Annotated in this window: 22 protein-coding genes; 6 read left to right on the top strand and 16 right to left on the bottom strand. The window is 52.7% G+C overall.

Annotated elements, in window-relative coordinates; translation table 11 throughout:
- Nucleotides 1-37: 37 nt before the first annotated feature.
- On the bottom strand, nucleotides 38-3,391 hold the full coding sequence (locus ACR8BF_RS14565; protein WP_434745180.1) for an ATP-binding protein: 3,354 nt from the start codon (nucleotides 3,389-3,391) through the stop codon (nucleotides 38-40).
- A gap of 1 nt (nucleotide 3,392) precedes the next feature.
- Nucleotides 3,393-3,989 (bottom strand): response regulator transcription factor, encoded by a 597-nt coding sequence (locus ACR8BF_RS14560; RefSeq protein ID WP_179896774.1) that lies wholly within the window; start codon nucleotides 3,987-3,989, stop codon nucleotides 3,393-3,395.
- A gap of 731 nt (nucleotides 3,990-4,720) precedes the next feature.
- On the opposite strand from ACR8BF_RS14560, the gene ACR8BF_RS14555 reads away from it, so the two are divergent.
- Entirely contained in the window at nucleotides 4,721-5,185 is a 465-nt protein-coding gene (locus tag ACR8BF_RS14555; protein WP_434745179.1) for a cytochrome b, read from the top strand.
- Between the two features lie 12 nt (nucleotides 5,186-5,197).
- Here ACR8BF_RS14555 and ACR8BF_RS14550 read toward each other — a convergent pair whose 3' ends face one another.
- On the bottom strand, nucleotides 5,198-6,451 hold the full coding sequence (locus ACR8BF_RS14550) for a hypothetical protein (protein WP_434745178.1): 1,254 nt from the start codon (nucleotides 6,449-6,451) through the stop codon (nucleotides 5,198-5,200).
- Between the two features lie 131 nt (nucleotides 6,452-6,582).
- Between ACR8BF_RS14550 and ACR8BF_RS14545 the strand changes: the two genes are divergently transcribed.
- Complete coding sequence (locus ACR8BF_RS14545) at nucleotides 6,583-7,320, top strand: prepilin peptidase (protein WP_434745177.1); 738 nt, start codon at nucleotides 6,583-6,585, stop codon at nucleotides 7,318-7,320.
- Between the two features lie 97 nt (nucleotides 7,321-7,417).
- On the opposite strand, the gene ACR8BF_RS14540 is transcribed toward ACR8BF_RS14545, so the two are convergent.
- From ACR8BF_RS14540 to gspG, 13 genes are all read right to left on the bottom strand, one after another.
- A complete protein-coding gene (locus ACR8BF_RS14540) occupies nucleotides 7,418-9,310 on the bottom strand; it encodes a lytic polysaccharide monooxygenase (RefSeq protein WP_434745176.1) in 1,893 nt (630 codons plus the stop codon).
- A gap of 237 nt (nucleotides 9,311-9,547) precedes the next feature.
- On the bottom strand, nucleotides 9,548-10,036 hold the full coding sequence (locus ACR8BF_RS14535) for a hypothetical protein (RefSeq protein ID WP_434745175.1): 489 nt from the start codon (nucleotides 10,034-10,036) through the stop codon (nucleotides 9,548-9,550).
- Nucleotide 10,037: 1 nt separating this feature from the next.
- Nucleotides 10,038-10,385, bottom strand: a complete 348-nt coding sequence (locus ACR8BF_RS14530) for a type II secretion system protein (RefSeq protein ID WP_292989614.1) — start codon at nucleotides 10,383-10,385, stop codon at nucleotides 10,038-10,040.
- Nucleotides 10,372-10,848 (bottom strand): type II secretion system protein, encoded by a 477-nt coding sequence (locus ACR8BF_RS14525; protein WP_434745174.1) that lies wholly within the window; start codon nucleotides 10,846-10,848, stop codon nucleotides 10,372-10,374. Before ACR8BF_RS14525 ends, ACR8BF_RS14530 begins: the two co-directional genes overlap by 14 nt.
- Nucleotides 10,848-12,611, bottom strand: coding sequence for a secretin N-terminal domain-containing protein (locus tag ACR8BF_RS14520; protein WP_314985123.1), 1,764 nt, complete (start codon nucleotides 12,609-12,611; stop codon nucleotides 10,848-10,850). Before ACR8BF_RS14520 ends, ACR8BF_RS14525 begins: the two co-directional genes overlap by 1 nt.
- A gap of 116 nt (nucleotides 12,612-12,727) precedes the next feature.
- Complete coding sequence (locus tag ACR8BF_RS14515) at nucleotides 12,728-13,240, bottom strand: hypothetical protein (protein ID WP_179896754.1); 513 nt, start codon at nucleotides 13,238-13,240, stop codon at nucleotides 12,728-12,730.
- Complete coding sequence (locus ACR8BF_RS14510) at nucleotides 13,237-13,755, bottom strand: hypothetical protein (protein WP_179896753.1); 519 nt, start codon at nucleotides 13,753-13,755, stop codon at nucleotides 13,237-13,239. Before ACR8BF_RS14510 ends, ACR8BF_RS14515 begins: the two co-directional genes overlap by 4 nt.
- Nucleotides 13,739-14,254, bottom strand: coding sequence for a hypothetical protein (locus tag ACR8BF_RS14505; protein ID WP_179896751.1), 516 nt, complete (start codon nucleotides 14,252-14,254; stop codon nucleotides 13,739-13,741). The genes ACR8BF_RS14510 and ACR8BF_RS14505 overlap by 17 nt, the downstream gene beginning before the upstream one ends.
- Complete coding sequence (locus tag ACR8BF_RS14500; RefSeq protein WP_179896749.1) at nucleotides 14,251-14,958, bottom strand: hypothetical protein; 708 nt, start codon at nucleotides 14,956-14,958, stop codon at nucleotides 14,251-14,253. Before ACR8BF_RS14500 ends, ACR8BF_RS14505 begins: the two co-directional genes overlap by 4 nt.
- Nucleotides 14,942-16,573 (bottom strand): GspE/PulE family protein, encoded by a 1,632-nt coding sequence (locus tag ACR8BF_RS14495; protein ID WP_434745173.1) that lies wholly within the window; start codon nucleotides 16,571-16,573, stop codon nucleotides 14,942-14,944. Before ACR8BF_RS14495 ends, ACR8BF_RS14500 begins: the two co-directional genes overlap by 17 nt.
- Entirely contained in the window at nucleotides 16,573-17,742 is a 1,170-nt protein-coding gene (locus ACR8BF_RS14490; protein ID WP_292989637.1) for a type II secretion system F family protein, read from the bottom strand. The genes ACR8BF_RS14495 and ACR8BF_RS14490 overlap by 1 nt, the downstream gene beginning before the upstream one ends.
- 8 nt (nucleotides 17,743-17,750) lie before the next feature.
- The gene (locus tag ACR8BF_RS14485) at nucleotides 17,751-18,206 is read right to left on the bottom strand and encodes a lytic transglycosylase domain-containing protein (RefSeq protein ID WP_179897142.1); all 456 of its coding nucleotides are present in this window, start codon (nucleotides 18,204-18,206) and stop codon (nucleotides 17,751-17,753) included.
- 2 nt (nucleotides 18,207-18,208) lie between these two features.
- Nucleotides 18,209-18,628, bottom strand: a complete 420-nt coding sequence (gene gspG, locus ACR8BF_RS14480; protein WP_314985110.1) for a type II secretion system major pseudopilin GspG — start codon at nucleotides 18,626-18,628, stop codon at nucleotides 18,209-18,211.
- A gap of 269 nt (nucleotides 18,629-18,897) precedes the next feature.
- On the opposite strand from gspG, the gene ACR8BF_RS14475 reads away from it, so the two are divergent.
- From ACR8BF_RS14475 to clpP, 4 genes are all read left to right on the top strand, one after another.
- Nucleotides 18,898-20,820 (top strand): glycosyl hydrolase family 18 protein, encoded by a 1,923-nt coding sequence (locus ACR8BF_RS14475; RefSeq protein ID WP_434745172.1) that lies wholly within the window; start codon nucleotides 18,898-18,900, stop codon nucleotides 20,818-20,820.
- A 463-nt stretch (nucleotides 20,821-21,283) separates the two neighbouring features.
- A complete protein-coding gene (locus ACR8BF_RS14470; RefSeq protein WP_434745171.1) occupies nucleotides 21,284-23,539 on the top strand; it encodes a M60 family metallopeptidase in 2,256 nt (751 codons plus the stop codon).
- Nucleotides 23,540-23,917: 378 nt separating this feature from the next.
- Nucleotides 23,918-25,222, top strand: a complete 1,305-nt coding sequence (tig, locus tag ACR8BF_RS14465; protein ID WP_434745170.1) for a trigger factor — start codon at nucleotides 23,918-23,920, stop codon at nucleotides 25,220-25,222.
- A gap of 335 nt (nucleotides 25,223-25,557) precedes the next feature.
- Complete coding sequence (gene clpP, locus ACR8BF_RS14460) at nucleotides 25,558-26,181, top strand: ATP-dependent Clp endopeptidase proteolytic subunit ClpP (RefSeq protein ID WP_003850496.1); 624 nt, start codon at nucleotides 25,558-25,560, stop codon at nucleotides 26,179-26,181.
- Nucleotides 26,182-26,279 lie beyond the last annotated feature (98 nt).

The following is a 26,279-nucleotide window of genomic DNA, read 5'->3' as shown; positions in this document are numbered from 1 at the left end:
ATGTGAAGAAATATACTGATCCCACAGAGAGTATTCTTTAGTACTTGTCAGATAATTCCGCTTGCGCGCTGTCCAGGCGTAGCAGGCTCTCTTGCATTAATGCCACGAAACGTTCTGCGAGCGGTGAAAGCTGTAACTCATCGACAAGACCCGCCCGGAGGAGTTCAGGGAGAGCCTCCATTGCCTGGCAGAAACGGGTTGCTTCTCGCATGGAAAGCAAGCTCCATGATGCCTTGAGACGGTGCGCCAGCTTACTCAGCGCTTCGGCCGAGTGGCTGGAACACCGGAGCTGCCGCAGGTCCTGCTCAAGCGCTTCCCGCATCTGATCGCGCATCAGGGTAATCACATCATGTTGTCCCTCTGCAAGTTGATAAAGCCCTGTAAGATCACAGGTCTCGACGAGGGGACTGGCATGCTGCGCCAGTGCCTGCTGCAGTTCATCCAGGGTGAGAGGTTTACGCAACAGACCGTCCATGCCGGCATGGCGTGCCCTGTCATTCTCTTCCAGCAGCGCATTGGCCGTGCAGCCAAGCAGGATAGCCGGTGCAGGGGCCAACCCCGCGATATCTCTTACCAGCAGCAATGTTGCGAGTTGATAGCCATCTATTTCTGGCATCTGGCAGTCAGTAATCAGTACCTCTACCGGATCGGTAGCCAGCCGGGCAAGGGCATCGCGGGCATTGGTACAGCCAATCACTTCCTGTCCCAGTTTTTCCAGCTGCAGTCTCAGCACGGTTAAGTTAGCGGGGAAATCATCGACAATCATGATGCGGCGGCGCGGAAGCGGCGCGAACGCTGATTCGGTGATGACTCTGGTCTGTTCATCGACAGGCTGCAGAGGCAACGAAACCGTCACTTCAGTGCCCTGAGCTGGCACACTACTCAGGGTGAGTTTACCGGCCATCAGCTCAATTAACTGATAGCAAATCGCAAGCCCAAGTCCGCTGCTTTGCGGCATAGCAGAGTCACACTGGAACCACGGCGTACCGATTGATGGCATGGCATCTGGCGGGATGCCTATTCCGGTATCCGTGATACGTAATTCAAGTTTTTGACCCTCAAGCCTGGCGCTAAACGTCACCTTTCCCTCAGGGGTATATTTGATGGCGTTACTGAGCAGGTTAGCAATTACCTGGCTAAGCCGGGACTTATCAATATGAAACAGTTGATGGCGCGGAACATCCAGCGCGGCCTCCCACTGCAGCATTTTAGCTGAGGCGCTATGAGCGAAGATCTCCTCGTTGGTATGGAGGAGTTGCCAGAGAGAGTGTTGCGCCAGTTCCAGTCGCAACTCTCCCGCTTCGATGCGAGAGAGATCAAGAATATCGCCAATCACGTCACGCAATGAGCCTGCGCTCTGCCATGCCACCATGAGGCTATTACTACGCTCTTTTTCCAGCTCCAGCAGCCCAAGCAGGGCATTGAGCGGTGTGCGGATGTCATGGCTCATACGGGCGAGAAAGTTTGATTTTTCCAGGCTTGCGCGTTCGGCCTGACTAAGCGCAAGATTCAGCGCGGCGGTCAATTCGGCTTTTTCACTGATATCAACCCAACCGCCAATAATGCCCTGAGGTCGTCCAACATTATCGGTATAGCTGCACAACCACCAATAGAGTGTGGCGCCTGCCTGGGCGATACGCGTTTCTCCAGTCAGGGGATCGGGTGCGTTAAGTAGCATCAGGCGTCTGGGGAGAGCGAATTGCTCTGCGAGTTCACCCAGCGGCAGGTTGACAAAAAGACTGCCTTCTTCCGGCTCGTTCGCCAAAAGCGGGGAGTTTACAAACGCGTCGTTATAGCGAGTCAGGCGACCAGAGGGATCGCAGACAAACAGCGGCACCGGGACATTGTTCATGAGTGTTTGCCACAAGGACAGGGCATTATGCAATGCGAAAGTATCCTGTTCCCGCTGACTGCGCCGGCGTTGTGCAATCTTCCAGATGACCAGCACCAGAATCGCGACACAAAAGAAGATCGCAGCCAGCAATGCAGTCCACAACGTGCGGTTTAAAGAAGGTTGCTGTTTGTTAAGGACAGCCAGCGGTCTGGCCCGCTCGCGAAAGACGCTAGCGCGGGTTGCAGATGCCAGTATGGCGTTGACCCGTTCTTCTTTAAACGGGTCTGAACTCTCTGCGATAAACCATAACGGCGTACCCGGCAGATCGAGCGGCATAAGCTGCAGTGAGGTATCTTCACGTTGCCGCAGAGCATAGTTCAGCGCATAAGCATCTCCCGCCAGTCCGTTGGCTCCTCCCGCATTCATTAATTCAAACCCCTGAGAAAGCGTCTTCACCCGTACAAGGTTTTCCGACGGTAGCTTATGTCGCAATAGAGGAAGGAGAGGGGAATCCTGGAGCACCGCGATGCGCCGATGTTTCAGCCCGGGCAAAACGGCAGGCAGCGCATGCTGAATGGGGCTGACCAGACCCCAGGCGAGTTCGTCAAAATGAATCGCGTCTGGCGCTGGTGACGTCTGGCTGGCCACGATCTTTATGCGAACGTGCTCACTCTGCATAAGCGGGGGGAGTGATGCCGGGTTCATCCCAAACGTAAGGCTGAAGTGGGTGGCGGGGAACAATTTCGAAATGAGATCGTACCAGACGCCGCGAATCTGCCCATCGGCCGAAAGCTGTACAAACGGGGCGGGAGACAAGGGAAGGACCACATTTAGCATCAGGCGAGGGGCCTTTTCGCTGGCTGGCGAGTTTCTTGCACTGAATACGGTGCCGTTCGGGAGGAACCATTTTTCCTCAAGCCAGTGCGCATCTTCAGGAGCCATGGTCCGAATATGCGCATTGATCTCTTCCAGCGCATCGGTGCGATCGGACATTGCCCAGGCATAAAAATGCAGTGCGGGCAGCTCCTCCTCTGTATCGAGTGACAACGTGGTTGCTGGCGCGTGAGCCATCCAGCTGCGCAGAATAAATTCCGGAGCGATAAAGCGGCTGGCTTCGCCACGAACCAGTCGCTGAATATTCTCTTCCGTTGAGGCGGTAGTCGCTGACACCGAGCAGGAGGCTGTGATGTTAACCGGAAGGTTGTGAAAGCACAGCGTGCCACCGGTGCCATTTTGCAGCGTAACAGAAGCCAGAGAAAAAGTGACAATAGGGTCACTGGCTTGCAAAGCGCTCTCTGGCGGCTGGCTGGCAATGACGACATCAATGATGCCCTGTTTCAGGGCTGTCACACTCTCATCCGCAGAGACAAAACGGTGAACCTCCGGCCTGGGGTTATGAATGAACAAAATTTCAAGTTCATCATCCAGCAGACTGCTGGCTTTATTTTGTGAGACGAACGGGGGCGCAATAATCAAACCGATCTTCAGCTCAGCCGTCGCGGATGGTGTGTTGATCAGTATCAGTAGCAGAAGAAGAATCCACCCGCCCTGGCGCATGTTACGTGCCTAGACCAAGACTCTGAGCAAACTGGAACAACTCAAAGTCGCTTGAGGCGCCGAGCTTGCGCATAGCGCTGATTTTTTGTGTGCTGATGGTTTGCTTAGTGCGCTTAAGCTGACCACTAATCTGGTTCACGGTTAAGCCACGAAGCAGCAGGCGCAGGACTTCAGTTTCTCGCTGTGTAAGATGAACCTCCGTTTTTACGGGAGCCATATGCCCCTGGCTCGTACTGTGTAAACTCTGGATCAGATTTGTCGACAGACTCGTTTTATTCAGCACGGCGTGAACGCCGCAGCGGCGCAGCGAGGCGAGGAGTTCGGGGTTGGTGATCATTGTGACAACGACCACCATACTTTCCGGATAACGTCGGGTCAGCGTCTGGATCATGGTCAATCCATCCGGGAAGCGCTCGCCGGGCATACTTAAGTCAGTAATGATGATATCCACAGGCGAGTGTGCAAGCTTGTCCATGACCTCGTCAGCGCTCAGCGCTTCATGAACAATATGATAGCGATCATGGCGTGTTTGCAGGAGGGTACGTAACCCTAATAAATAGACGGGGTGATCATCAGCAATCAGGACGGTTTTTTTCATCACATTTCAGTCATGGAAAGGGAATGGGTTCTGAGAGGAAAAACGTCAGCAGGAGCCGGGTTTAACGGCGTATTAAGTAGAGTGTAAATCAAAGTAGATTCCTCTGCACAAGTCGCCTGTTTGCCTGTAACACCAGATAATTTTAAGAAGAATACTATTTCTGCGGCTGAGCGAGAATGGCGCAGAATAAATTAATTCAGTCTCTTTTAGCATTCATTATTTTGGTAATCTCCTGATAAACATGAGATACAAGACATGCGTTGATAATCGACATTCGTCAGGAGCTGTCTGGTTGAGAGGCAGGAATGCTAATAAACGGTTAACCGCAAGCTGATTGAGAATTTTCCAGGTTATGCCGCTGAATATCTGATGAACTGTTCAGTCATTCCACTGTTTTATTAAAAATGAATTACATACTCTTAAAAGCTGAATGTTCACTGCACTATTACAAAGCGATTATCGCCAGCGATACAGCCAATAATGTTGCCATTCCGGGAATGCCTGTTACGGCGGCCACGTTTACCGCTTACTGAACGTACCTACCGCAGACAGCCATCGGGCACCGGATGCAGCGCTTAACCTGCTTTCTGCTAATTAATTATTAATTTATTTCTGGCTCCGCTGGCAGGGTTTGTTTTAGATAACACTGAATTTTATAGGTAAATGTTATGATATCCAGTTCTTTAAATGTTGCGCGCTATGATCGCTTCACGCGCATTCTTCATTGGGTTGTGGCGGTGATCATCATTTATGCGATGTGCGTGGGATACATTCTGCATGCGCTGGAAGGAACAAGATGGTTTTACTTCTTCTCAGAATTAAATATGTCGCTGGCCACTATTGCTACGCCTGTCATGCTGGTGCGTTTTATCTGGCGTTTTTTCCGTCCGTCGATCGAACGGCCTGCAGGTATATCCTTGCGTAAAAAGCAGATGGTGGCTTTGGTGCACGAGGTGTTTTATCTGACCATTTTTGCCGTGCTGGTGAGCGGTTTTCTGATGCTGCATAAGGATTATCACCTTTTTGGTCTTCTGCATGTCACGCGTCCTGTAGACGTTCCGGTTATCAATCAGTTCTTTTTCACGGCTCATCGCTATAGCTGCATGGTGTTAGGCATCATTCTGGTGATGCACGTAGCCGCCGTACTGAAATATACCGTTACCGGTAAGCCGGAGATCCTGCGGCGTATGTTGTAAGCCCTCGGCTTATTACGGGCGATCATGAAAGGGATTGAACGTGCTTATCCCGCCGGTGAGTGAAGGGTCGCCGGGAAGTCGCATCATGGTCAACAGGCAGCACGACTGTTGCCCATTGAGTCGTTGTATCGTCAGCCTTTTTTCGAACAGCGGTTCTTCACCGCGGGTGTACCAGTCAATAAATGCTGGCATAAAGGGTGCATCGCAATGGGCCTCAAGCAGATCGAGAGTACTGATGCTCTGATGTTCACCGGGGAAAAACGTCTCAGTATTACCCTGCCAGTGCAGCGTACGTTGTGGCACATCCAGCCGGAAAAAAAGACTGCTGCCGGTAAGCGCAAAGCGGGAAAGTAGCGTCTCCGTGTTTTTCGCCTGCTGCAGCTGCAGCTGTGTCCGGCGCTGATACTGGTGCAGGCAACCAGCAAGTATCGACGAAAAGACGAGGTAACAGTAAGCCTGCCATATCGCAGGCAGTCGCACTGGCATCAACTCAAAAAAGATCCCCTTACTCTGATGGGTAGCCAGTACCACGATCAGGTATTGCACTAACAGTAACAGGCCTATGCCGCGTCCTGACAGCATGAACACACTTAACAGCAACAGCATAAGCTGTAAAAAGAGCAGGTTAAGCCCCTGTTGCAGAGGCTCAAGCGGAGAGAAAAACAGCCCAAGCTGCAGTAGCGTATTCGCACCAATCACTATCCATGTCTGAACATTCCCCACCGACTGCCGAAGTGAGAGGGGAGACTCATCCTGTTCGTGCAGGAAGGGGAGTATGGCCAATACACCGGTGAGGGTAGAGAGCGACCAGTAGAGTAAATGCTGTGTTGAAATGGGGTATCCGGCCATGAGCAGACAGAGGCTGAGTACCGCGCTACCGCATAAGGTAAACAGGAGAAGCAGCATTACCCATACCAGCTCACGCGCAATGGGGCGATGGCTCAGGGGATGCCACAACAGGGGAGCGCTGTAACGAAAAACGAGTATGGTCAGGGGGTAGACAGTGATTTCGAACAGGGTGAACAGGCTGGCAAGTGCCAGTGAGTGACCAATCCAGATGTCGATAAAAAGATGCAGGAACGCGGTTGTGACAAGCCACACCGGCCAGTCACGAACAGAGGTTAACCAAAGGACAGCAAACAGCAGCGAGGCGGGGAACCAGCAGGTTGTAGAAAAACTCCAGGCATCCTGGCTGCGCAGGCTTAACAGCGCCAGCAGGCTATAGAGGCCTGAAAAAAGCACCCAGCTAAATATAGTGCGGGTCATTGATGTTTTGCCCCTGCCGTTATCATATCGTTCATTAAATCGAGCAATATTCTTAGGATACCCGGCTTCTCGCGGTTGTGGTCTGCAAATGCGATTTAACCATTCCAGAATGGTGCGTAAAAAAGGATTCTATGCAAATTATTTTCTTTATTTTAACCGGTGCCATATTTGGCAGCTTCAGTAACGTTATTATTTACCGTCTTCCGCGAATACTTAACGGTGAGGCGATGTCATTATCCTGGCCTGGCTCACATTGCCCGGGCTGTAAACAACCGGTAAAGGTTTATCACAATATTCCGCTGCTGGGCTGGTTGTTGCTGCGTGGCCGCTGTGCCGGATGCGGGCAGGCCATTTCACTGCGCTACCCTCTGGTTGAGGCCGTGATGGCAATTTTATACGGCACGATCATCTGGCAGCAAGGCGTGACGCCGCAAAGCATTGTCGACCTCTTTGTGGTTACGCTGCTGGTGCCGCTTTTCTTTATTGATTTGCAGACCATGCTTCTGCCGGACAGGCTCACACTGCCGTTGCTTGTTGTTGCCCTGTTGTTTGCGGCCAGCGGATACGGCGCCGTGACACTTCCCCAGGCGCTTATTGCGGCCGGTCTGGGATTTGGTATCCCCTGGCTGCTCTCTCTGTTATTCCGTCTGTTGCGCGGGCATGAGGGGATGGGGCGAGGAGATATGAAGTTACTGGCGGGATTAGGTGCGTGGGTGGGTCCCCTGCCGCTGCTGGACATTGTGACGGCTTCAAGCTTACTGGCTCTGCTGTCAGGCGTGGTTTTACTGCGGGTGAAACCCGGTTTACCCTTTCCCTTTGGGCCTTATCCTGTTATCGCGGCAATGGGCTGGTTGCTGATATTACGCTGAAATATCAAATAAAAAAGACACCGGCAGCGCGCTGTCGGTGTCAAACGAGGGCATTAAAATATTATGTTCCGCCCGTCACGCGGGCGGTTTTATTTGTTTATTGCTGTATCCATGCAGGGGCTGTGCCTGGCGCATTGTTCTGAGCAATCCACTGACTGGCTCTCCAGGTTTTGCCAGCATGGGTAACCAGGTTACCACTTTCGTAAACCATCGTAGACATCCACGCGACCGGTTTAGCATTCTCGTACAATTTCCAGTCGCTGCCTTTGCCCGGTTCAGACCTCGTCCAGTTACGGGCAATGTAGTTAATGCCCTTCCAGCTTACTGTGTTTCCGGCGGTGTATGTGTTGCCGGAAACCCAGGTCGCATAGCCGCTGGTAGCTGGCTCTTCTTTTGCTGTGACTTTCAGGTTAGTGGTTCCGGTCGCGGTGCGCTGGCCGTTATCCAGCTCAGCGGTCACTTTTACCTTATAATCGCCTGCCTGCAGACCGGTAATGACATTACCATTCTGATCGATACCGGAGACTTCGCGGCCATCTTTGAGCAGCGACCATCGGTAGCTCACGCGACCCTGATCGTAATCAAAGTTGGCTTTTGCCGTGAACTTTCCGCCTTTATCCGAAGCGATGTTCGTCGGGCCGGCTGGAGAGACGTCTGGTGCAATGACATTGACTTTCAGCGTGGCTTTACCTGCATGGCCATTGGCGCTGGTGCCGATCAGTTCGAAGGTGGCCGTTGCGCCGCCTTTCACGCCACCGGCAACGCTGATCTGCGTTGTTGCCTGATTTGCCGGATTTGCGGTGATCTGTGTATCGCCTGCGACATGCTTCCACTTCCAGCTCACACCGGCTTTGTCGCTGCTACCGGTCACGGCATAGTTGTAAGTGGCACTGGTGGTGGCAACCGGAGAAATAGTGTAGCGGTTAAGTGTAATCACCGGTGTCTGTACATTACTCACAATTTCAATGGCATAACCATAAATGCTATTGCTGACGAAGACCTGGTTGCTCAGCGGAAGCTGTTCGTTAAAGCGAACGGTGCCATCAGGCTGTTTTTGACCAATCTGTAGCTCATTGCTGTGATCGCGATTCAGTAGCTGACCCAGCTCAACAACCCACTGGTTGTTACTGATGTTCTGTGCGGTGATTGGCAGAGTAACGTCAATCAGGTTGTCGCCACGGGTTCCCCCCATCAGGCGAAAGCGGACTTTTTCACCCACGGCTGGCTTATGAGCCTGGGTAATGAAGTCGCCTTTTTCCGTCCAGCTGCTCTGGATAGTTTCCTCTTCTTCACCCCCACCAGCCGGCGCTTCTGAGCCGTCACGGGCTTTGATATTCACATCGCTGCAGTTATAGAAACCTTCCCCTACAGGGTCAATTCGCTGCCAGCGGGTAAAAATGATCGCTTTGCCCTGGCGGTCTGCCGGAATGGTGACGTTTACAGTATGACGAACGCTGGGATCACCAGCGGCAATATCAAATTTCTTCAGCAGTTCTACGTCATCCCAGCCCAGCGCTTTTTTCGTGATGTCGACATCTTTCTTGTTGATATAAAACTCAATGAAAGACGGCGTGTGTCGCGCGGTATAGTAGTAAGTCATGCCGACCTGACCATGACTGTCAGGCTGGATGGTCGTGGCAGTCCAGTCTGCACGCGGCAGATTAAAGCCCGCGTAGCCCGGGTTACTGCCGCTGCAAAGCATACCATCGCGAACATCAGTCAGAGTGACCGCGTGCGGGGGTTTGGCAAAACCCGTAAAACCATTCCAGTTGACGAACGCATTTGGGCCTGCAGGACTGTTTTCAAGCGCGGCTCTGCAGGCGGCGCTCTTCATCGAGCCCGGGTTCCACATGCCGCCCTGGTTATTGCATTCCCATTGACGGGCTCTGGGATTTTCCATTGCGCCATGGCCAAATGCCGGGCCCGACAGGGCGGATACTGCCAGGCCACCCATCACGACAGCCAGAACTTTTTTCTTTGTAGAAAGCATAATCGCTTACTCCTTATTCAGATTGAATCAAAAATAACGGAGTAACGGTAACGACCCAGAAGAAAGAAAGGTATGAGATGATCGGGCTGTGCATTAAGTAATTTCTATATATTGACTAATTTGAAGAAAAATATTGTCAAATTGCACAAAACTCTCTGGTCTGATTGATTTTATACGGGGCTGAAGCGGGTGTCCGCGTGCATTGAGCATCGGAATAGCCTGCACGGATGTGTTTATTCACCGCCCGCAGGCTGCAGGCAGAGGAGCCCTGGGATCGGTATCGACCTTAAATGCCCAATCATAATAACTACTGGCCTTTGAAAACACTTCGGCATCGTGACGGAATCCCGCTTTACGGCGCGGTTTACCGCTGCCCAGGCTGCGTACACCAACCCAGCGTCCCTGAGCGTCGTAAATAGCCCCCCACGTTTTATCGTTTGTTAAGGGATCGACCCAAACCTGACGAAGGTGATAGCGCGGCGCGGGTCCACGTTTGTCGATTAACAGCTGTTCAGCGCGCACGGGAAAACAGCCGTTGCCTGCGGCGCGGTAGGCGGCAATCGCCGCACGATATTGATCACCGCGAAACAGCAGTTCTGCTTCCTGCTGTTCCGTGTGGCGCATCTGTACGTCCTCCTGACTTTTCAGCAGCGATAACGCCAATGCCGACAGGGCAACCAGCAGTAACAGATAGGTGAAACCGCCTTGCCGTTTACTGTAGGGCATATTAAGACCCTCTGGATGCGCCGACAGGTGCAGTAACATCGAGTATCTGTCCATTATTGTCGGTTTTGACTTCCCAGCTATCCCGGCGATTGGTTACCGGATCCAGCGGCATTTCCCGCAGATAGCCCGCTTCAATCAATTCGTCCATGCTATAAGGCCCCACAATGCGATCGCGACGGAAATGATCGATAGCGTTGCGCAGGGTATTCAGATTGTGCGCCTGCACCACCACTTTGGCCTGGTCCGCCTGCTGGAAGAAACGCGGCGCGACCAGCGTCAGCAATGTTGCGATGATCGCCATGACGACGAGCAGTTCAATCAGGGTGAATCCTTTTTCACCATTGCGCATAGGGCACTCCATTCAGGCCGCTGCCAGTACTGCTGCTACTGACGTCAAACACATCTTTACCGCCACCGCTGAAGTCACCCGGTGGCTGCGTTGATGCCCGTAGTCGCCAGGTATCCTCGGCCCGTCGACCCGGACAGTCACACATCGGATCTCTGGGTATTCGTCGCAGAAAATAAAGCCGATTCCCGTTGGGGTTAGTGATATCGATTGCGCCTTCAGTCAGCTGTTTAAGCGCAGGGGGATAGCCCGATTCGCTGGCTTTCTTCTCAATCTTCCCGTCCTTACCAGCCTGATACCAGGCGTCGATTGCGGTACGCAGGGTACGGAGAGACTCCCGCAATTCTGCCTCCTGCTGCTGCTGGTGAAAGCGATGTATCAGCGGTGTGGCAGCCGCCGCTAAGGTGGCGAGGATTGCCAGTGTCACCATCATTTCTATCAACGTAAAACCGCGCTGGCTGTTCATTAATGCGATCCATTCCGCGCGAAATTGTCATCCAGTACGGGGGGTGGCAGGGTGCTGGTGCGTGCCGGAAATTGTGCAGGAGGCGCAAGCTCTGGCGCAGTGTAACGCTGTCCGGTATCTGACTGCGGCAAGCTGCGAAGCTGAATGCTGTCGCCAGTAAGATCGTCAGTGCCCATATCAATGGTACTGATATGGCTGCCCGGCAGATCGAGGTTTTGGTCAATAGTCGGCGTGATCAACAGCACAACTTCGGTTCGCTGCTTATTGTGTGATTTACTGCCAAACAGCCTGCCGATAACAGGAATACTGCTCAGTACCGGGGTACCGCTATCAATGACGCTTTCTTCCTGTTTAATCAGACCAGCCAGCATTTGTGTCTCGCCGTTCAGGCTGCTTAACGTCGTATTCGCCTCGCGCTTGTTGGTGCGGTAGTAGACGGTACCGTGCTCGCCCCTCTCTGCCGTGCCCAGGCTGCTGAGCGTAAATTTCACGTCCATCAGGATGTTGTTATCCACGCTGATGTCCGGCGTGACCTCAAGCTTAAGCCCGACATCCTGATACTCGACTTTTTGCTGAGAGAAACCGTCCTGCACATTACTGGTCAGAACCGGAATCGTTTCGCCGATATCAATCTGCGCCTTTTTGTTGTTTTTAACGCGAATACGGGGATTAGCTAATACCCGGGCATTCCCCAGTACTTTTCTCAGGTCAACGGACATGTTTTCGATATTGACCCGCACATTACTGCTGTTGAGGCCCTTAAGCGGTATCCCGCTGCCTTCATCCTCTGCGCCGCTAACGAAACCGGCACTGATTTTTTGCGGCAGGTTAATGCCCAGCGCTTCGATATCGCTGGAGTTCACTTCCAGCACCTGAACGGCAAGCGTCACTTCCGCCTCTGGACGGTCCAGAGTCACCAGCAGTCGCTCGGCCTTCTCAACGGTCTCTTTTGGACCACGCAGACTGACGGAATTAGTGCGTTCATCAACGTGGATATCCTTCAGTTTCACCATGTTGCGCAGGGCGACATTGACATCCTTAGCTTTGGCGTATCCCAGAAATACGGTTTTCACTACGATGTCCTGATACATCTTCTCTTTTTGCTGGGTGGCCGGGTAAATCAGCAATGTGTTGTTGTTCAGCACTTTTCTGCGCAGGTGGTTAGTCAGCAGCATCAGGTTAATAGCATCTTCTGCGGTCGTGTTTTTTGCAATCAGCGTCGCCGTCGTAGTCGATGGGACATCCTTATCAAAGATAATGTTTACGCCTGTCATCTGGCTAATTGTGTTACAGATGGCCACCAGGCTATGCTCGCGAAAATTGAGAGAAATACGCTTTTGCAGCTCTTTATTAAGGCGATTTTCCGGCTGGTTAATACGGGCAATCTCGCGCAGCAGATGGTCGCGAAGCTCCCTCGCCTGGGGCCAGCTGGGATCTTCTTCCAGAACCTTTTGAATAGTCTGCAAGGCCCGTTCCGGGTTGCTGTGGGTATTATTCACCGCATCTTTATAAAGTGTGTCCAGCACACGACGACTATTAATTTTCCGCAGCCCCTGAAGAGCCATAACGTTTCCAGGCTCATATTTCAACGCGTTCTGCCATTGCTGTGAAGCCAGCAGGTAGTTGTTTTTACGGATAGCGAGGTCTGCGTTTTTGAGGTAGCTGGCAGCCAGCTTTCTCGAAATGTTCGCTTTTTCTGCCCGCAGATTGACGTCCTGAGGTGCGGTGATACGTTGCTGGTCAATCTCCCTGAGTCGCTGCATCAATGCCTCAGGCTGCTCAATAGCGGATGAGTGAGCTGCAGGTATTTCATTTTTCGCACAGCCGCTTAGCAGAAAGCAGAATAAAATGGACGCAGTAATGGGGGTAATTTTCATCATTATTGTTTAGGCTCCGATTGCAGCTCTCCAAGCTCCAGCCTGTGCTGCGCATGGGTCGACTGCCATTCAAATAGAAGGTGGTCTTGCTTCACCGCTGTTAATTTCCATCCCTTAACCGGCTCGCTGCCGAGCCAGATTTTTCCCGCCGCTTTGCACTGTCTGCAGACGGGCCAGGTGTCGACGCCATCGGTCAGGACAATGATGCGCTGGTGGTCGCTCCACCATGCGCCCAGCGCATGAAGCGGCAGGTCGGGCGTGGTCGGTTCAGCCTTCGCCTGCTCAACCGGCATTGCCTGCTCTGCTACGGCGTCAGCCTTTGGCGACGGAAAGAGATCGATTCGTTCTGGCCGGAGCGTGGAGGCCGGTTCTGCAGTCTGTTTTATCTGGTGCGACGTGACGGGCCGCATTGTCTGGGGTGTCACCGGCGCAGAGTCATCATCATTGAAATGACTCCATACCACGGCGACGGCGGTGGCCAGGAGCGCAACCTGAAGGTAACGGGGAAGCTTCATGGCGTCACCTTCAGCAGGCGAAGGCGGACCGTTACGCTGAGCTGGCTTTCCAGCGGTGAGGCACGCTTCAGGGTTATTTGCTCGATCTCCAGCGGCAGCGTTCGTGCCAGCGCTTCCAGCGACTCAACCAGCGGCAGATACTCGCCTTGCAGGGGAATATCCAGTAGCAGAGCGGGTCTGGCCGCGTTCTCATCCAGCTGGTATCGGCTGGCTTCCACGCGCAGGCCACCCTGACTGAGCCTGTCGAACACCAACCCGACCAGCTGATATTCACTGGGTGTTATATGGCTCTCCAGGGCCGGCTGTTGGCTATCCAGTGGCACCTGAACGCGCAGCTGGGACTGGATTTTCGCCAGGCTCTCCTGCTGAGCGGTGGTATGCGGTATCTGTACGCCCAGCCAAAAGGCCAGCAGTCCGCATGGCAGTGTGCTCAGCAGCAGTGGGAGACGTCCTGTTCGCCCGGAGAGGATCGCTGCGCGCCAGCGCAAGGCCGCGCCTCTATCTTTCAGGAGCATGGTGATCCTCCGCGCTGAAACTGACGTCAAGCGTGGCGCTTACAGCCCAGCCGTTTTCAGTGCTTTCTGTGGGACGGTGGTTTTGCAATGCAACGTGCGCGGGAAGCTGTTGCAGGCGCTGGCTGAAAGCCATCAGGGCATTCAGGCTGGTGGCTTTCACGGTCAGATGAACATCGCGCTTTTCAGGGACGATGTTGATGCTTAGCAGGGCGATCTCAGACGACAGCTCGCTGCCAACTCTATCCATCATGCGGATAGCTGGCGGTATCGCCGTTAACTGATGAGACTGACGCTGGCGACGCAGTTGCGTAGCCTGAAGTTGTTGCTGTATGCGCTGATGAGCGGCAAGTTGCTGTTCTGCCTGCGTGAGTTGATACTCAAGATGCTGCTGGTGTAACGTTTCCCGCATGACTAATCCGGCGACCGGCAGACAAAGCAGGCCAGTGAGCAACAGTGTCCGTCCCGCCCACGGTGGAGCCGGTGAAAACAGTGGTGTCATACCCCCTTCTCCTGAGGCGTAATAATCTGTGGCTCGCCTTCTTCAGTGTTCAAAAGGTAGTGAGGGCAGTCGGTCATACCGCTGAGTTGTGCAATGACGCGCAGCTGGGTAACCGTCTCCTGTTGAGGCAGTGAGATCGTGCTGACCTCATGCCAGGCCCGATTAATCCGGCTGGCGATGCGGCATTGATGCGCGCTGATCGTGATAAACAGCGCTTTCTCCGGAAACGTACGGCGACTGTATTTCAGCAGGCGTTGAAAGGGGGTTTCGATACCCCGAAAGCGCAGTTTCTCCCGGCGGGCCAGCGCCTTAAGCCGCTCCCAGCAGGCATGCTGTACCCCTGAAACCAGGGCAGGTTGCTGCCAGCACGCTGACTCAAAACGCATCATCCAGCCCCCTTTGTGCAGCGCGGCGCTGTCATGTTGCATGACCTGAAGCTGTGCCAGTTGCAGAAGCTCCTGCGGCGTTGCCACACCGGGTTGCCAGGGCACAACCATTAGCATCAGATCGTCAGTATCAACGTTAAATGCCACACTATCGCGCCACGGAAATGACGGTGAACGCAGGCGAAAGAGCATGCTGAGGGCGGTATCCAGCGTTTCACCGGCCACGCGTTCGTGCCTTGCAATCACTTTTTTGCCCAGGCGCAGGCGCAGCGCATGGGGCCAGATATCACACTCCCATGCCTTAGTGAGCGATAACACGATTGACCTCCTCGAGGGTGGTTTTGCCTTCCGCAACAGCACGGAGTGCGATAGTGGTCAGCGGGACAAAGCCATCGTCCAGCGCGACCTGTCTAAGTTGACGAACCGACGCTCTGACCAGCATGGCTTCTTTTATTGCATCGCTGAAATGCAGGACTTCAGCCAGCGCCAGCCTGCCGCGGTAACCGCTGTGTCGGCATGCCTCGCAGCCACGTCCTCGTCGCCAGCGGGGTGTCAGCGAGCCTAACCGTTCAGACTGCCAGGCATCAGGCATCGCCTCTGGCTGTGGGGCATCTTCACCGCATTCAGGACAAATCTGACGGACCAGGCGCTGGGCGACGACACCGTTCAGGGCGGCGATCAGGCTGGCGGGTTCGACCTGCATATAAAGAAAACGCTCGAGCACGCTGAAGACATCGTTAGCGTGGACTGACGAAAGCACGACGTGCCCGGTCAGAGAAGCCTGAACGGCAATGCCTGCCGTTTCGCCATCACGTATTTCACCGACCAGAATAATATCCGGGTCGTGACGCAGAATGGCTCTCAGGCCACGGGCAAAGGTCAGCCCCTTTTTGTCATTGACCGGGATCTGCAGCACGCCATTGAGCTGATACTCGACGGGATCTTCAATAGTGATGATTTTGCTTTCCCCACTGTTCAGTTCGCTGAGCGCAGAATAGAGGGTGGTGGATTTGCCACTTCCCGTCGGGCCGGTTACCAGCACCATGCCATGGGGAAGATGAGTCAGCTGCCGAATCGCTCTGAGTGTGTGTTCATCAAAGCCCAGAGTTTCGAGCTGGATATTCTGATCATGAGATTTATCCAGTACGCGCAGCACCGCATCTTCGCCGTGAATACCGGGCACGATAGAGACGCGGAAATCGACAGGCCGCTGAAGAATTAAGGCTTTAAAACGACCGTCCTGCGGAATACGTCGCTCCGAAATATCCATACAGCTCAGAACTTTGATTCGGGATATAACCTGTTCGGCTTGTTGAATGCCGGCGCAATGCCGGATGGCGTGGAGCACGCCATCAATGCGATATTTCACCACGATGCCATCGGCAACGGCGCTAAGGTGGATGTCGCTGGCACGGCTTTGCAGTGCGTCAAACAAGGTGGCATTGACCAGTTTGATGACCGCATGAGGCTCGCTGGCAATGGCTGCGGGTGTAATCTCCAGCCACTGCATGTCGCTGCTTTCGTCACTGCTCTGCTGTTCAAGCTGATCGAGCGTTCTCTGCTGTTTGCCAAGCTCGTTCAGCCGGGTGTTCAGCCAGGAGAGCGAGAGCAGGGCAGGCTTTGCGTTCATGCTATAGGCCCACTGACGCTGCATCAGGGAGAACGGGTCGGTCAGTGCAACGTAGAATGTTTTGTCAATCAGCAGCGGGAGCGCGCGATAGCTTAGGGCCTCGGTCAACGCAAGGCGGCTAAAATCCTCATTTTCTTCGGTGACGTCGGCCGCCGAAAGAGGGATCATCCCTAATGCCTCGGCTGTATCGTGCAGACACTCAGGGAAATGCTCCAGGAGTGTCGCCAGCGTCTGACAACGCTCCTCGTCAGAGAGCTTCATGAGCGCGTCGATGCTGCCGATAGGCGTGGATAAATCGGTCATTATTGCAATCCTCCTGCCAGCTCGAAGATGGGCATATAGAGTAAAAAAACGACCAGGCCGACGATGCCGCCCACCACGATCATCAGAACCGGTTCGAAAACTTTGCTGAAGGTTTCAATTGCACGTTCCAGCGACTCGTCGTAGAACGCGGCGATTCGCTCGCACATGGCGGGCAGTTCACCACTGCGCTCGCCGACCTGCATTAAACGGGTGGCGACGGGCGTGGTCAGATTCTGCGCTTCCAGCATGCGAGAGAGCGATTCGCCCGCGCCGACATCGCGAATGACCTGCTCAATTTGCGGGCGGTGGCTCTCAGGCAGGACGTCCCGGCTAAGCGTCAGCGCCTGCGGCACGGGCAGCCCGCCCTGCAGCAGCAGTCCGAGGGTGCGGTAAAAGCGAACCAGTATGGCTAACTGGTGTTTCTGGCGTAGCTGAGGAATCTGCAGCAGCATGTCGAGTAAACGCTTGCGCAGGCGAGGGCTTCTTACCGCCATCACAATTCCGGCAACAGTGGCGGCACAGCCGGCAATCAGCAGGGTGCTGTGGTTTTGTGTCAGCTTGCCCCACCAGAGGATTAATTGGGCGCTGGATGAGGGATCTTTTATGCCGTCAAACACGACGGAGAAGCGCGGAATAATAAAGCCAAGCAGGAATATCAGTATCGCTACTCCGGCGGAGATAACGATAGTGGGGTAAAGCAGCGTGGCTTTAATGCGTTTGCGCAGTATTTCCATCCGGGTTTCATAATGCTGGAAGCGGGTCAGCGCGATCGGAAGATGGCCGGTTTGTTCTGAGGAGGCCACGGTATTAATCAGCAGCGTCGGAAATAGCGCAGGCAGTGTCGACATGGCCTGTGAAAGCTGGGCGCCCTCATAGAGTCGGTTCACCAGCGTATCGAGCACCAGCGTTGCCGTGCTATCCCGGCTGCTTTCGCGCAGCGCTTCAATGGCTTCAACCACGACAAGTCCGGCTTCAAGCAGGGCGATAAGTTCCTGCAAAAATAAACTCAGCGGAAAGCGTTTATCCCGACGTGCAGCCCGTGCATGTACCTGCAGTACGATGCCGCCTTTCGAGGTGACGCGAAGAGCGGCATCGTCGGCTGAAGTCGCAAGCACTGACTGACTAACGCGTTTACCCTCGGTGAGGGTGATAACAGTATAAGATTTCATTCTGCCAGTTATGAGTGGCCCCGTTGCCTCTTAAGACGGGCATAATGCGGAGCTACTTTTTTTATATATTGTTGACGGAGCGCCCGGCGTTTAGGTGTATTCGCCGTGCCAGCGTTATAGGCGCCGACAGCGTCCCAGGTATACCCGAACCGTTGAATCTGACCGGCCAGAATCCATGCTCCGGTCATCACACTCTGGCAGGGATCATTGAGCAAATCTTTCTGACTAATACGAAATTTCCACAGCGTATTAAAGTGGCTGCTATTTATTTGCATCAGACCAACGTCAAATGATCCATCACGATTTTTATTGATTGCTTTGGTGTTTCCATTCGACTCGACAATCGCGATAGCCTGTAATAGTTCAGGTTCGATTCCGTAGCGTGCTCCCGCATCTACCCAGCAGTTAGCCCGGACGGAAAATAACGGGAGTAATAGCACTAATAATAATCCAGCGCGTAACATCATCAGAATCCATACGTAATGGCTTTATCGCCTTTACCCATAGAAGTAATATCGACGTCATTAATAGAACCTTGTTCTCTGGTCGGGTTATGCCACTGATAAGCCTGACCCCACGGATCCAGTGGCACCTGATGGCTTAGGTAAGGTCCTTTCCAGTTTTGCGCCGAAGCGGGTTTTTCCGTTAGCGCACGCAATCCTTCTGATTCATCAGGATAATGCCCCACGTCAAGACGATATTGCACCATCGCGTCTGCAATTGCGCGCATCTGCCGCTGGGCAGTTTTATCTTTTGCCGAGTCAACATTAGAAAAGACCTTGGGTCCGACAAAGCCAGCCAGAAGCGCAATGATCATCAGGACGACCAGCAGTTCGAGCAAGGTGAACCCCCCTTGCTGATGAAGCAACCGGGTTTGACTATTCATTTAAATACCTCTTTATCAGAGATGCTGTTAAGTGAGGAAGGATTCTTAATTAAATAGCGCCAGGGGAGAAGGTACGGCTTCTTTTCTTATCTGAGAATAAACATCATAGGATTAAGGAATTTCTTATCCTCTTTTATTTAAGATACTTCTTGTCTGGTTTACCTCATTTCTGAAAGTAAAAGAAAATATCCCCAGAGATTTTTTTAAAGCAGAGCGTAATACTGAGTGCAGTAACAAATATTGTATTCAATAAAAACATGGGATATGTCATGAAAAAACTAACGTTACCTCTTTTAATCGGCGGTGCCCTCCTGGCACAGTCGGCTTTTGCTGCGCAGGAGCACTACGCGGTTTCTTATCTGACTTCCTGGGGGGGAATCGGTGCAGGGTCTGTTGAGACCCTCAAAGATGTTAAAGCCAATACGCTGCTGCTTTCATTCGGAGGCTGGGATGCGAACGGTAACATATCCAGCTCTGATAATATCGTTAGCATGCCGACCTACGATCCCTGGTACATCCAGGCCTCCGCTTACAGCGGTTGGAGCGGACTGAAGCTGGCCCGTCCAGGTATTAAAATGATGGTCGCCTTCGGCGGTGAAACCTATGAGTCCATGTGGGCGTATCTGGCTTCCCCACAAACGCGCGAAAATCTGGCACAGAATCTGGTCAAAATGCTGCAAACCAATTACCCGGTTTACCAGAAGAACCTGAAGCCTGAAGAGATGACCGGCCAGTGTCTGCACACCAACTGGTCAGGGGCGTGCGATATGGGCGTCAATCAGCTGGCGGGAACCGTACAGCTCGATGGGATTGATTTTGACTTTGAAAAAGTGGCGCGTCTGACGCCAGAAGAGAATGACAACGTGCTGGCGGTAGCAAAGCGTGTGCGCGAGCTGCTCAACGCTTCTGGCAGTAAAAAACTGATCAGCCTGACGACCTATCACGTTGGCGCTGACCCGGTAGCGTGCCAGTCCAGCACGGTCACTGAAAACTGCTCATTCACCGAATCATCGCGCTCCAGTCATCACGGTGAAGTCCTGCCGCTGCTGACCAAAGGCAAGGATGTTTTCGACTTCTTTAACGTGATGGCTTATGACGCAGGTCGAAACTTTAAATATGACGTAGCGATGGCCAACTACGCTCGCGCTGTGGGTGATAAGCGTAAAATTGTCCTCGGTCAGACGATTAACTCTCAGTGGGGACCAGAAGGGCGCTTTGTAGAAAATCGTCAGACTAACGTTAACCGTGCGGGATGGCAGGCAGAAAACGGTTATGGTGGTTTCTTCATCTGGACGCTGGGTGCAAATGATCAGCAGACGTCCCTTGCCCAGCAGGTAGATTACTTCAACGAGATGAAAGAGCGGGCTGACCTGATGTCCGGCGATCAGGCAGTTCCGGATGTGACCGCCCCAACGGCCCCGACCGGCCTCAGAGTGATGGCAAACGATAAAACCATCATGCTGGTGTGGCAGCCTTCAACCGACAACGTGGGCGTGATGAGTTATTCGATTCTGCGCAACGGCGTGGCGGTAGGCTCAACAACAGATACCCACTGGACCGACACCAACACAGAGCTGGGTGGCGTGACGTATCGCTATACCGTCAAAGCACGCGATGCGGCAGGCAATCTCTCTGAAGCCAGTAATCAGGTGGAAGTGAAAACGGCTCCGGCTCCTGAGGCCGGGTCTGTGGCCCCGGCGGCCCCAGCCAGCCTGAGCCTGATCTCTGCCGGAGAAACAAACCTGAGTATTAAATGGAAAGGGGTTTCCGGTGCGGTAAAATATCAGGTCCTGCGTGATGGCATCCGGGTCGGCACGCTGGCGGGAACCCAATTTACCGATACGGGTCTGAAAGCCGCGACAACCTATAGCTACACCGTAGTGGCTGAAAATGCTAAAGGACAAACGTCACTGGCGAGTGCTGCATTGAAGGTTAAAACGCAGGCCAGCGCAGTTGCGCCGGCACCAGCTCCAGCACCGACTCCAGCACCAGCACCAGCACCAGCACCAGCACCAACTCCAGAACCCGCTCCCGCACCTTCGCCGTCAGCAGCCTGGAAAACCGGTGTGAACTATAAACCGGGCGATATTGTGACCTACAAAGGCAAAGAGTATCGCTGTCTGCAGGGACACCCATCAATGGCACACTGGACGCCAGAAGCAACGCAATCCCTCTGGCAGGTTATTCGCTAACGATTTAACTACAGGCCAGGCCTCTGCCTGAGTGCAGAGGCCTCCGGAAAAATTATCGGAAAACGTGCGGTGAAATATTCCAGTGCTTTTTTCTGAGGTGGTCCGGTTTTATCTGTTATTACCTCTATTTATTCAGCTAAGCCAATGCTTAAAATGATATATGGCCGGGTATTACCTTTGATTCGCGGTGCGTTAATATAAACCTTAGTGCAACAGTTTATTAAAAGAGGTGTTCAGGAATACGTGATCAACCATTGTTCTTTCGCTGAATCAGAACGGCCAGTGTGTACTTCCCGCTGTCTCAGTGGGTGTTTTTTAGCCTGATATATTCCCGGTGGGTATGCTGTTATAGCAGCACTATACTAAAAGGCCGTGCGGTGGATGTAATGACCTGTAATTCAATATATTTAATTAAAGTCATTTTTTATGGCAATGACTCATCTAAAGGTCTCATTAAAGCACTATGAAAATAAACAAAATAACATTATGTGTTGCCCTTGCAATGTCATTGGGTGCTTCTGTATGGCAGGCCAGTGCTGCCGAATCACACTGGTGGCAGCAGTATGGTAACCAGCCTGGTTTTAAAGAAGGCCTGTCCGCGATTGGCTATGATTATGATCAGCTCGAAATAAACAGCAGTCAGGTGATAAAAGACTCTGGCGACAGCCGTACCCCGCTGTTCTGGCTGAAGCGTTCGATGGAAATGTACCCGCCAGCCACGCCCAATCACTATAATCTGCCGATCGTTCACCATGAAACCCGGGACTGGACGAACAGTCTGCAGGCCACCATGGGCAGAGGGATCTTCTTCTTTACACGTACTGCTGCAGATGCGGGTCAGACAGTGACGATCTCAGCGGGTGCGATTCCCGCAGGCGCGACCTGTTATGCCGTTACCGGGAATGGTTTTAAAGATACAGATACCATGTTTAAAAACCAGGTTGAGCTGGCTGCGGGAAAAACTACCCAATATACATTCAGCGAAAGCGGGGTTTTATTATTAGGTTGTGGCGATCCGGTTAAAGCACAACGCGACGTTACGGTTCCCCTGACGGTCACGGGCGGAAAAGATAATCATTTGTTCATTCTGGGTCAAAATGTTCAGGATGACTGGGGAAACAGTAAAATAACGGCCAGTCATTTTGGTTTTGCTTATTTATTTGATGGCAGAGCCAATACGCTGGTGCCCAGAAAGATTGTTGATGTCACCCCCGAAAATATCAACGCTGTGCTTGGCGAAAATTTGAAGGTCTCTGCGTTGTATGAAAAATTAAATGGAATGGATGGTTCTGAAGAGATATTCAAATCAGGGCTGGGATCACTTTTTTATAATTATGACACATGTTGCTATGCCGCTTACCGGCGAGGGTTTACCGGTATCGGTTTCAGTTCATCAAGAATGAATGCGGATGATTGGGGGCGGTGGCATGAAGTAGGGCATTTACATGAACCCATGCATGAGTATGTATGGGGACCGTTTTCGGAAATCCAGGTCAACCGCTATTCCTCAGAAGCCTGTCAGCTGATAAGAGGAAAGCACTATCCTCTCAACAAGTGTCATAGCGGTATTACCGAGGAAGAGGGGAACTGGGACAAGGATGCCGTTGTGAAATTCCTCCAGTCTGGTCCTCATTATGCCGATTATACGAAAATAACAAATGTGTTCCGTAAGCTGGCCTTCTTTAACTTTCTGCGTTTCAGCTATGGTGAAGACTTCTTCCCAAAAGTGAATCAGGCGCGACTGCGTGCTATTTACGCGGCGCCCGGTGCGGATATGGCTGCTAAGAAGCAATATGTCATGCATGGAAATCAAAAGGTCTACGATTTCAGCGTAGTGGCTTACAGCCAGGCCGCAGGATACGATCTGCGGAATTATTTCCTGCAATGGGGCATGCATTTTAGCGAAGCGGCGGGACAAAAGGTCGCGGAAATGCATTTACCCCAGCCTGGCGAGAAATCGGATGAAACGTCGAATCTGGCACCTGAGCTTAGCGTGAGCCGGGACAACATTGTTGCCGTTGCCACGTTTAATCACGGTTTTGCCTACAGTGTGACAGCGAAAAGCAATCGTGATGATGTGATTTACAACTGGTCGCATATTTCGGGAGACCAGCGTATTTATGTCAGAAACAGCAAAGCTGCGACGGCAGAATTGGTTATCCCGAAAGAGGTGCAAAATGTCACGGCGCGTTTTCAGGTCACGGCCAGCAACAATCATGGCACTACGGCCACATTTGTCGATATCACCAGCGTCTCACCGGAAGTGACCATTACCGGCCCGGGCAGCATTGCTCGTGATAAGCCTCAGCAGCTGAAAGCGGCGGCTAACTTCCGGGAAGCGGCTTACCAGTGGATCCTGCGTAAGAATAACCAGATTGTAGAAAAGGGTATTGATGCTTCAGGCCAGATAACAGCAGGTCTGGCTGCAGGGCATTACAGCGCGGAGGTCACAGCAACCAGCAGTTCAGGATTACGTCGGGCAGTGTCTGTTCATGACTTTGAGGTGAAGCCTTCTGAGTTACCCGCACCCGCACCACAACCTCAGGCACCCGAGTGGAATGCAGGAACAACATACAGCGCTCCTTGTACCCCTGTCTTATGGAAGGGCAGCGTGTGGAAAAATGGCTGGTGGACACGGGGGGTAACACCGGGTTCAGATGGCCAGTGGGGTGTCTGGCGAATGGTCGGTTCCAGTCAAATGCACGGCGCATGTAAATGATATCTGGCAGATGATTCCCGCTATTAAGATCAAGGCCGTCTGGCCGGTCGATGGGGGGCTAAGAAGAATAAAAACGGGCGTTCCTGAGCTCACGTTTTTATCAGGCATCCGCATACCGGATTCGTTTTGAAAATGATGTCAGGTTCATCAACGCAATCAGGTACGTGAGATCAGACACGTGGTGAGTTAGCATCCTCGACTCATTCCAGCGTTGCCGCTATAATGCTGCGTCTATTTTTCCTGAATGTCTTCGGGACGCTTCTGGTAACAGGGATCAGGTTCTCTTCACGGAAGCCGTCCCGGTTGTTGGATACGGCGCATTTCACTATGTGTGGTGTCTGAAGTTGACCGAGCACGTGATTTTTTTGAGGTAACAAGATGCAAGTTTCTGTAGAAACCACTCAGGGCCTGGGCCGTCGCATTACGATTACTGTTGCAGCTGACAGCATCGAAAGCGCAGTAAAAAAAGAACTGGTTGACGTTGCCAGGAAAGTCCGTATCGATGGTTTCCGTAAAGGCAAAGTGCCGATGAACATCGTTGCGCAGCGTTACGGCGCTTCTGTCCGTCAGGACGTGCTGGGCGAGCTGATGACGCGCAACTTCGTTGACGCCATCATCAAAGAAAAAATTAATCCGGCTGGCGCACCAAACTACGTGCCGGGCGAGTACAAAGAAGGCCAGGATTTCACCTACGCGGTTGAATTCGAAGTTTATCCGGAAGTTGAGCTGAAAGGCCTGGAAAACATCGAAGTCGAAAAACCTGTGGTTGAAGTAACTGATGCTGATGTTGATACCATGCTGGACACCCTGCGTAAGCAGCAGGCCAACTGGATCGAAAGCGACGCTGCTGCAGGTCCGGAAGATCGCGCCACTATCGATTTCAACGGTTCAGTTGAAGGTGAAGAGTTCGAAGGCGGCAAAGCCGCTGATTTCGTTCTGGCCATGGGCCAGGGCCGCATGATCCCAGGCTTTGAAGAAGGCGTTGTGGGTCACAAAGCGGGCGAGACTTTCACTATCGACGTGAAATTCCCGGACGACTACCACGCAGAAACCCTGAAAGGGAAAGATGCGAAGTTCGAAATCGTGCTGAAGAAAGTTGAAACGCGCGAACTGCCTGAGCTGACTGAAGAGTTCATCAAGCGTTTCGGCGTTGAAGATGGTTCAATTGCCGGTCTGCGTACTGAAGTGCGCAAGAACATGGATCGCGAACTGAAAGGTGCTATCCGTAACCGCATTAAAACGCAGGCGATCGACGGCTTGGTTGACGCTAACGAAATCGACGTGCCAGCTGCGCTGGTTGACAGCGAAATCGACGTTCTGCGTCGTCAGGCTGCACAGCGTTTCGGTGGCAACGAACAGCAGGCGCTGGAACTGCCACGCGAACTGTTCGAAGAGCAGGCTAAACGCCGTGTTGTGGTCGGTCTGCTGCTGGGCGAAGTGATTCGTACTCACGAGCTGAAAGCTGACGAAGCACGCGTAAACACCATGATCGAAGAGATGGCTTCTGCGTACGAAGATCCGCAGGAAGTGATCGAGTTCTACAGCAAGAATAACGAGCTGATGAACAATATGCGCAACGTTGCGCTGGAAGAGCAAGCGGTTGAAGCGGTCCTGGCGAAAGCTAAAGTGACCGAGAAAGAGACCAACTTCCAGGAACTGATGAATCAGACCGCTCAGGCCTGATCACGCATTTAACCGTCTGTGCTAAGCCCGTGACTGAAAAGTCGCGGGCTTTTTTGTATTTTGCGTACAGAACGCCCCCTTTCGGCGCTATTTGTTTAATTAATCGGCAAATTATTCACCCATCGCTTTTTCCGGGTTAGCGAACAGGGAAAAGATTGTTATGCTTGAAACATGCGTTCAGCATCCCCAGATAGTGGGAGTATGCAGAAATGAGAGTGAGGCTGACTGATTAACCGTCCTGAAGGTGTCGGAAAAGGCGCAACGTAGCGTTTGCCGCGCGTCTTACGTAGAATCGGTACAGAATGTTGCCAATGAAATTTATCCAGGAGACGGTAATGTCATACAGTGGCGATCGTGAATATACTGCACCGCACAATGCGCTGGTGCCAATGGTGGTTGAACAAACTTCGCGTGGTGAGCGTTCTTACGACATCTACTCCCGTCTGCTGAAAGAGCGCGTCATTTTTCTGACCGGCCAGGTTGAAGATCACATGGCGAATCTGATCGTGGCGCAGATGCTGTTTCTGGAAGCTGAAAACCCGGAAAAAGATATCTATCTCTACATTAACTCACCGGGTGGTGTGATCACTGCCGGTATGTCGATCTACGACACCATGAAATTTATCAAACCGGATGTCAGCACCATCTGTATGGGACAGGCCTGTTCAATGGGTGCGTTTCTGCTGACGGCGGGAACCAAAGGCAAACGTTTCTGCCTGCCAAACTCACGTGTCATGATCCACCAGCCGCTGGGCGGTTATCAGGGCCAGGCGTCAGATATTGAGATCCATGCGCGCGAAATTCTTAAAGTTAAACAGCGTATGAATGAGCTGATGGCTGAGCACACCGGTAAAACGCTGGAAGAAATCGAACGTGATACTGAGCGTGACCGTTTCCTCTCAGCAAGTGAAGCGGTAGAGTATGGATTAGTCGATTCAATTCTGACGCATCGTCAATAAGACCCGACTTACCGTTGTCCCTGGTCTATAGTTAACAGGACAACGGTACTATTATGGGTTGAATGAATTTCGGCCGTCTCTGCACGGCCAGAGCCGTA

Origin of the sequence: Candidatus Pantoea rara, from assembly GCF_051136265.1 — a bacterium.
GTDB lineage: Bacteria > Pseudomonadota > Gammaproteobacteria > Enterobacterales > Enterobacteriaceae > Pantoea > Pantoea rara.
This window is presented reverse-complemented; position numbering and strand designations above follow the sequence as displayed.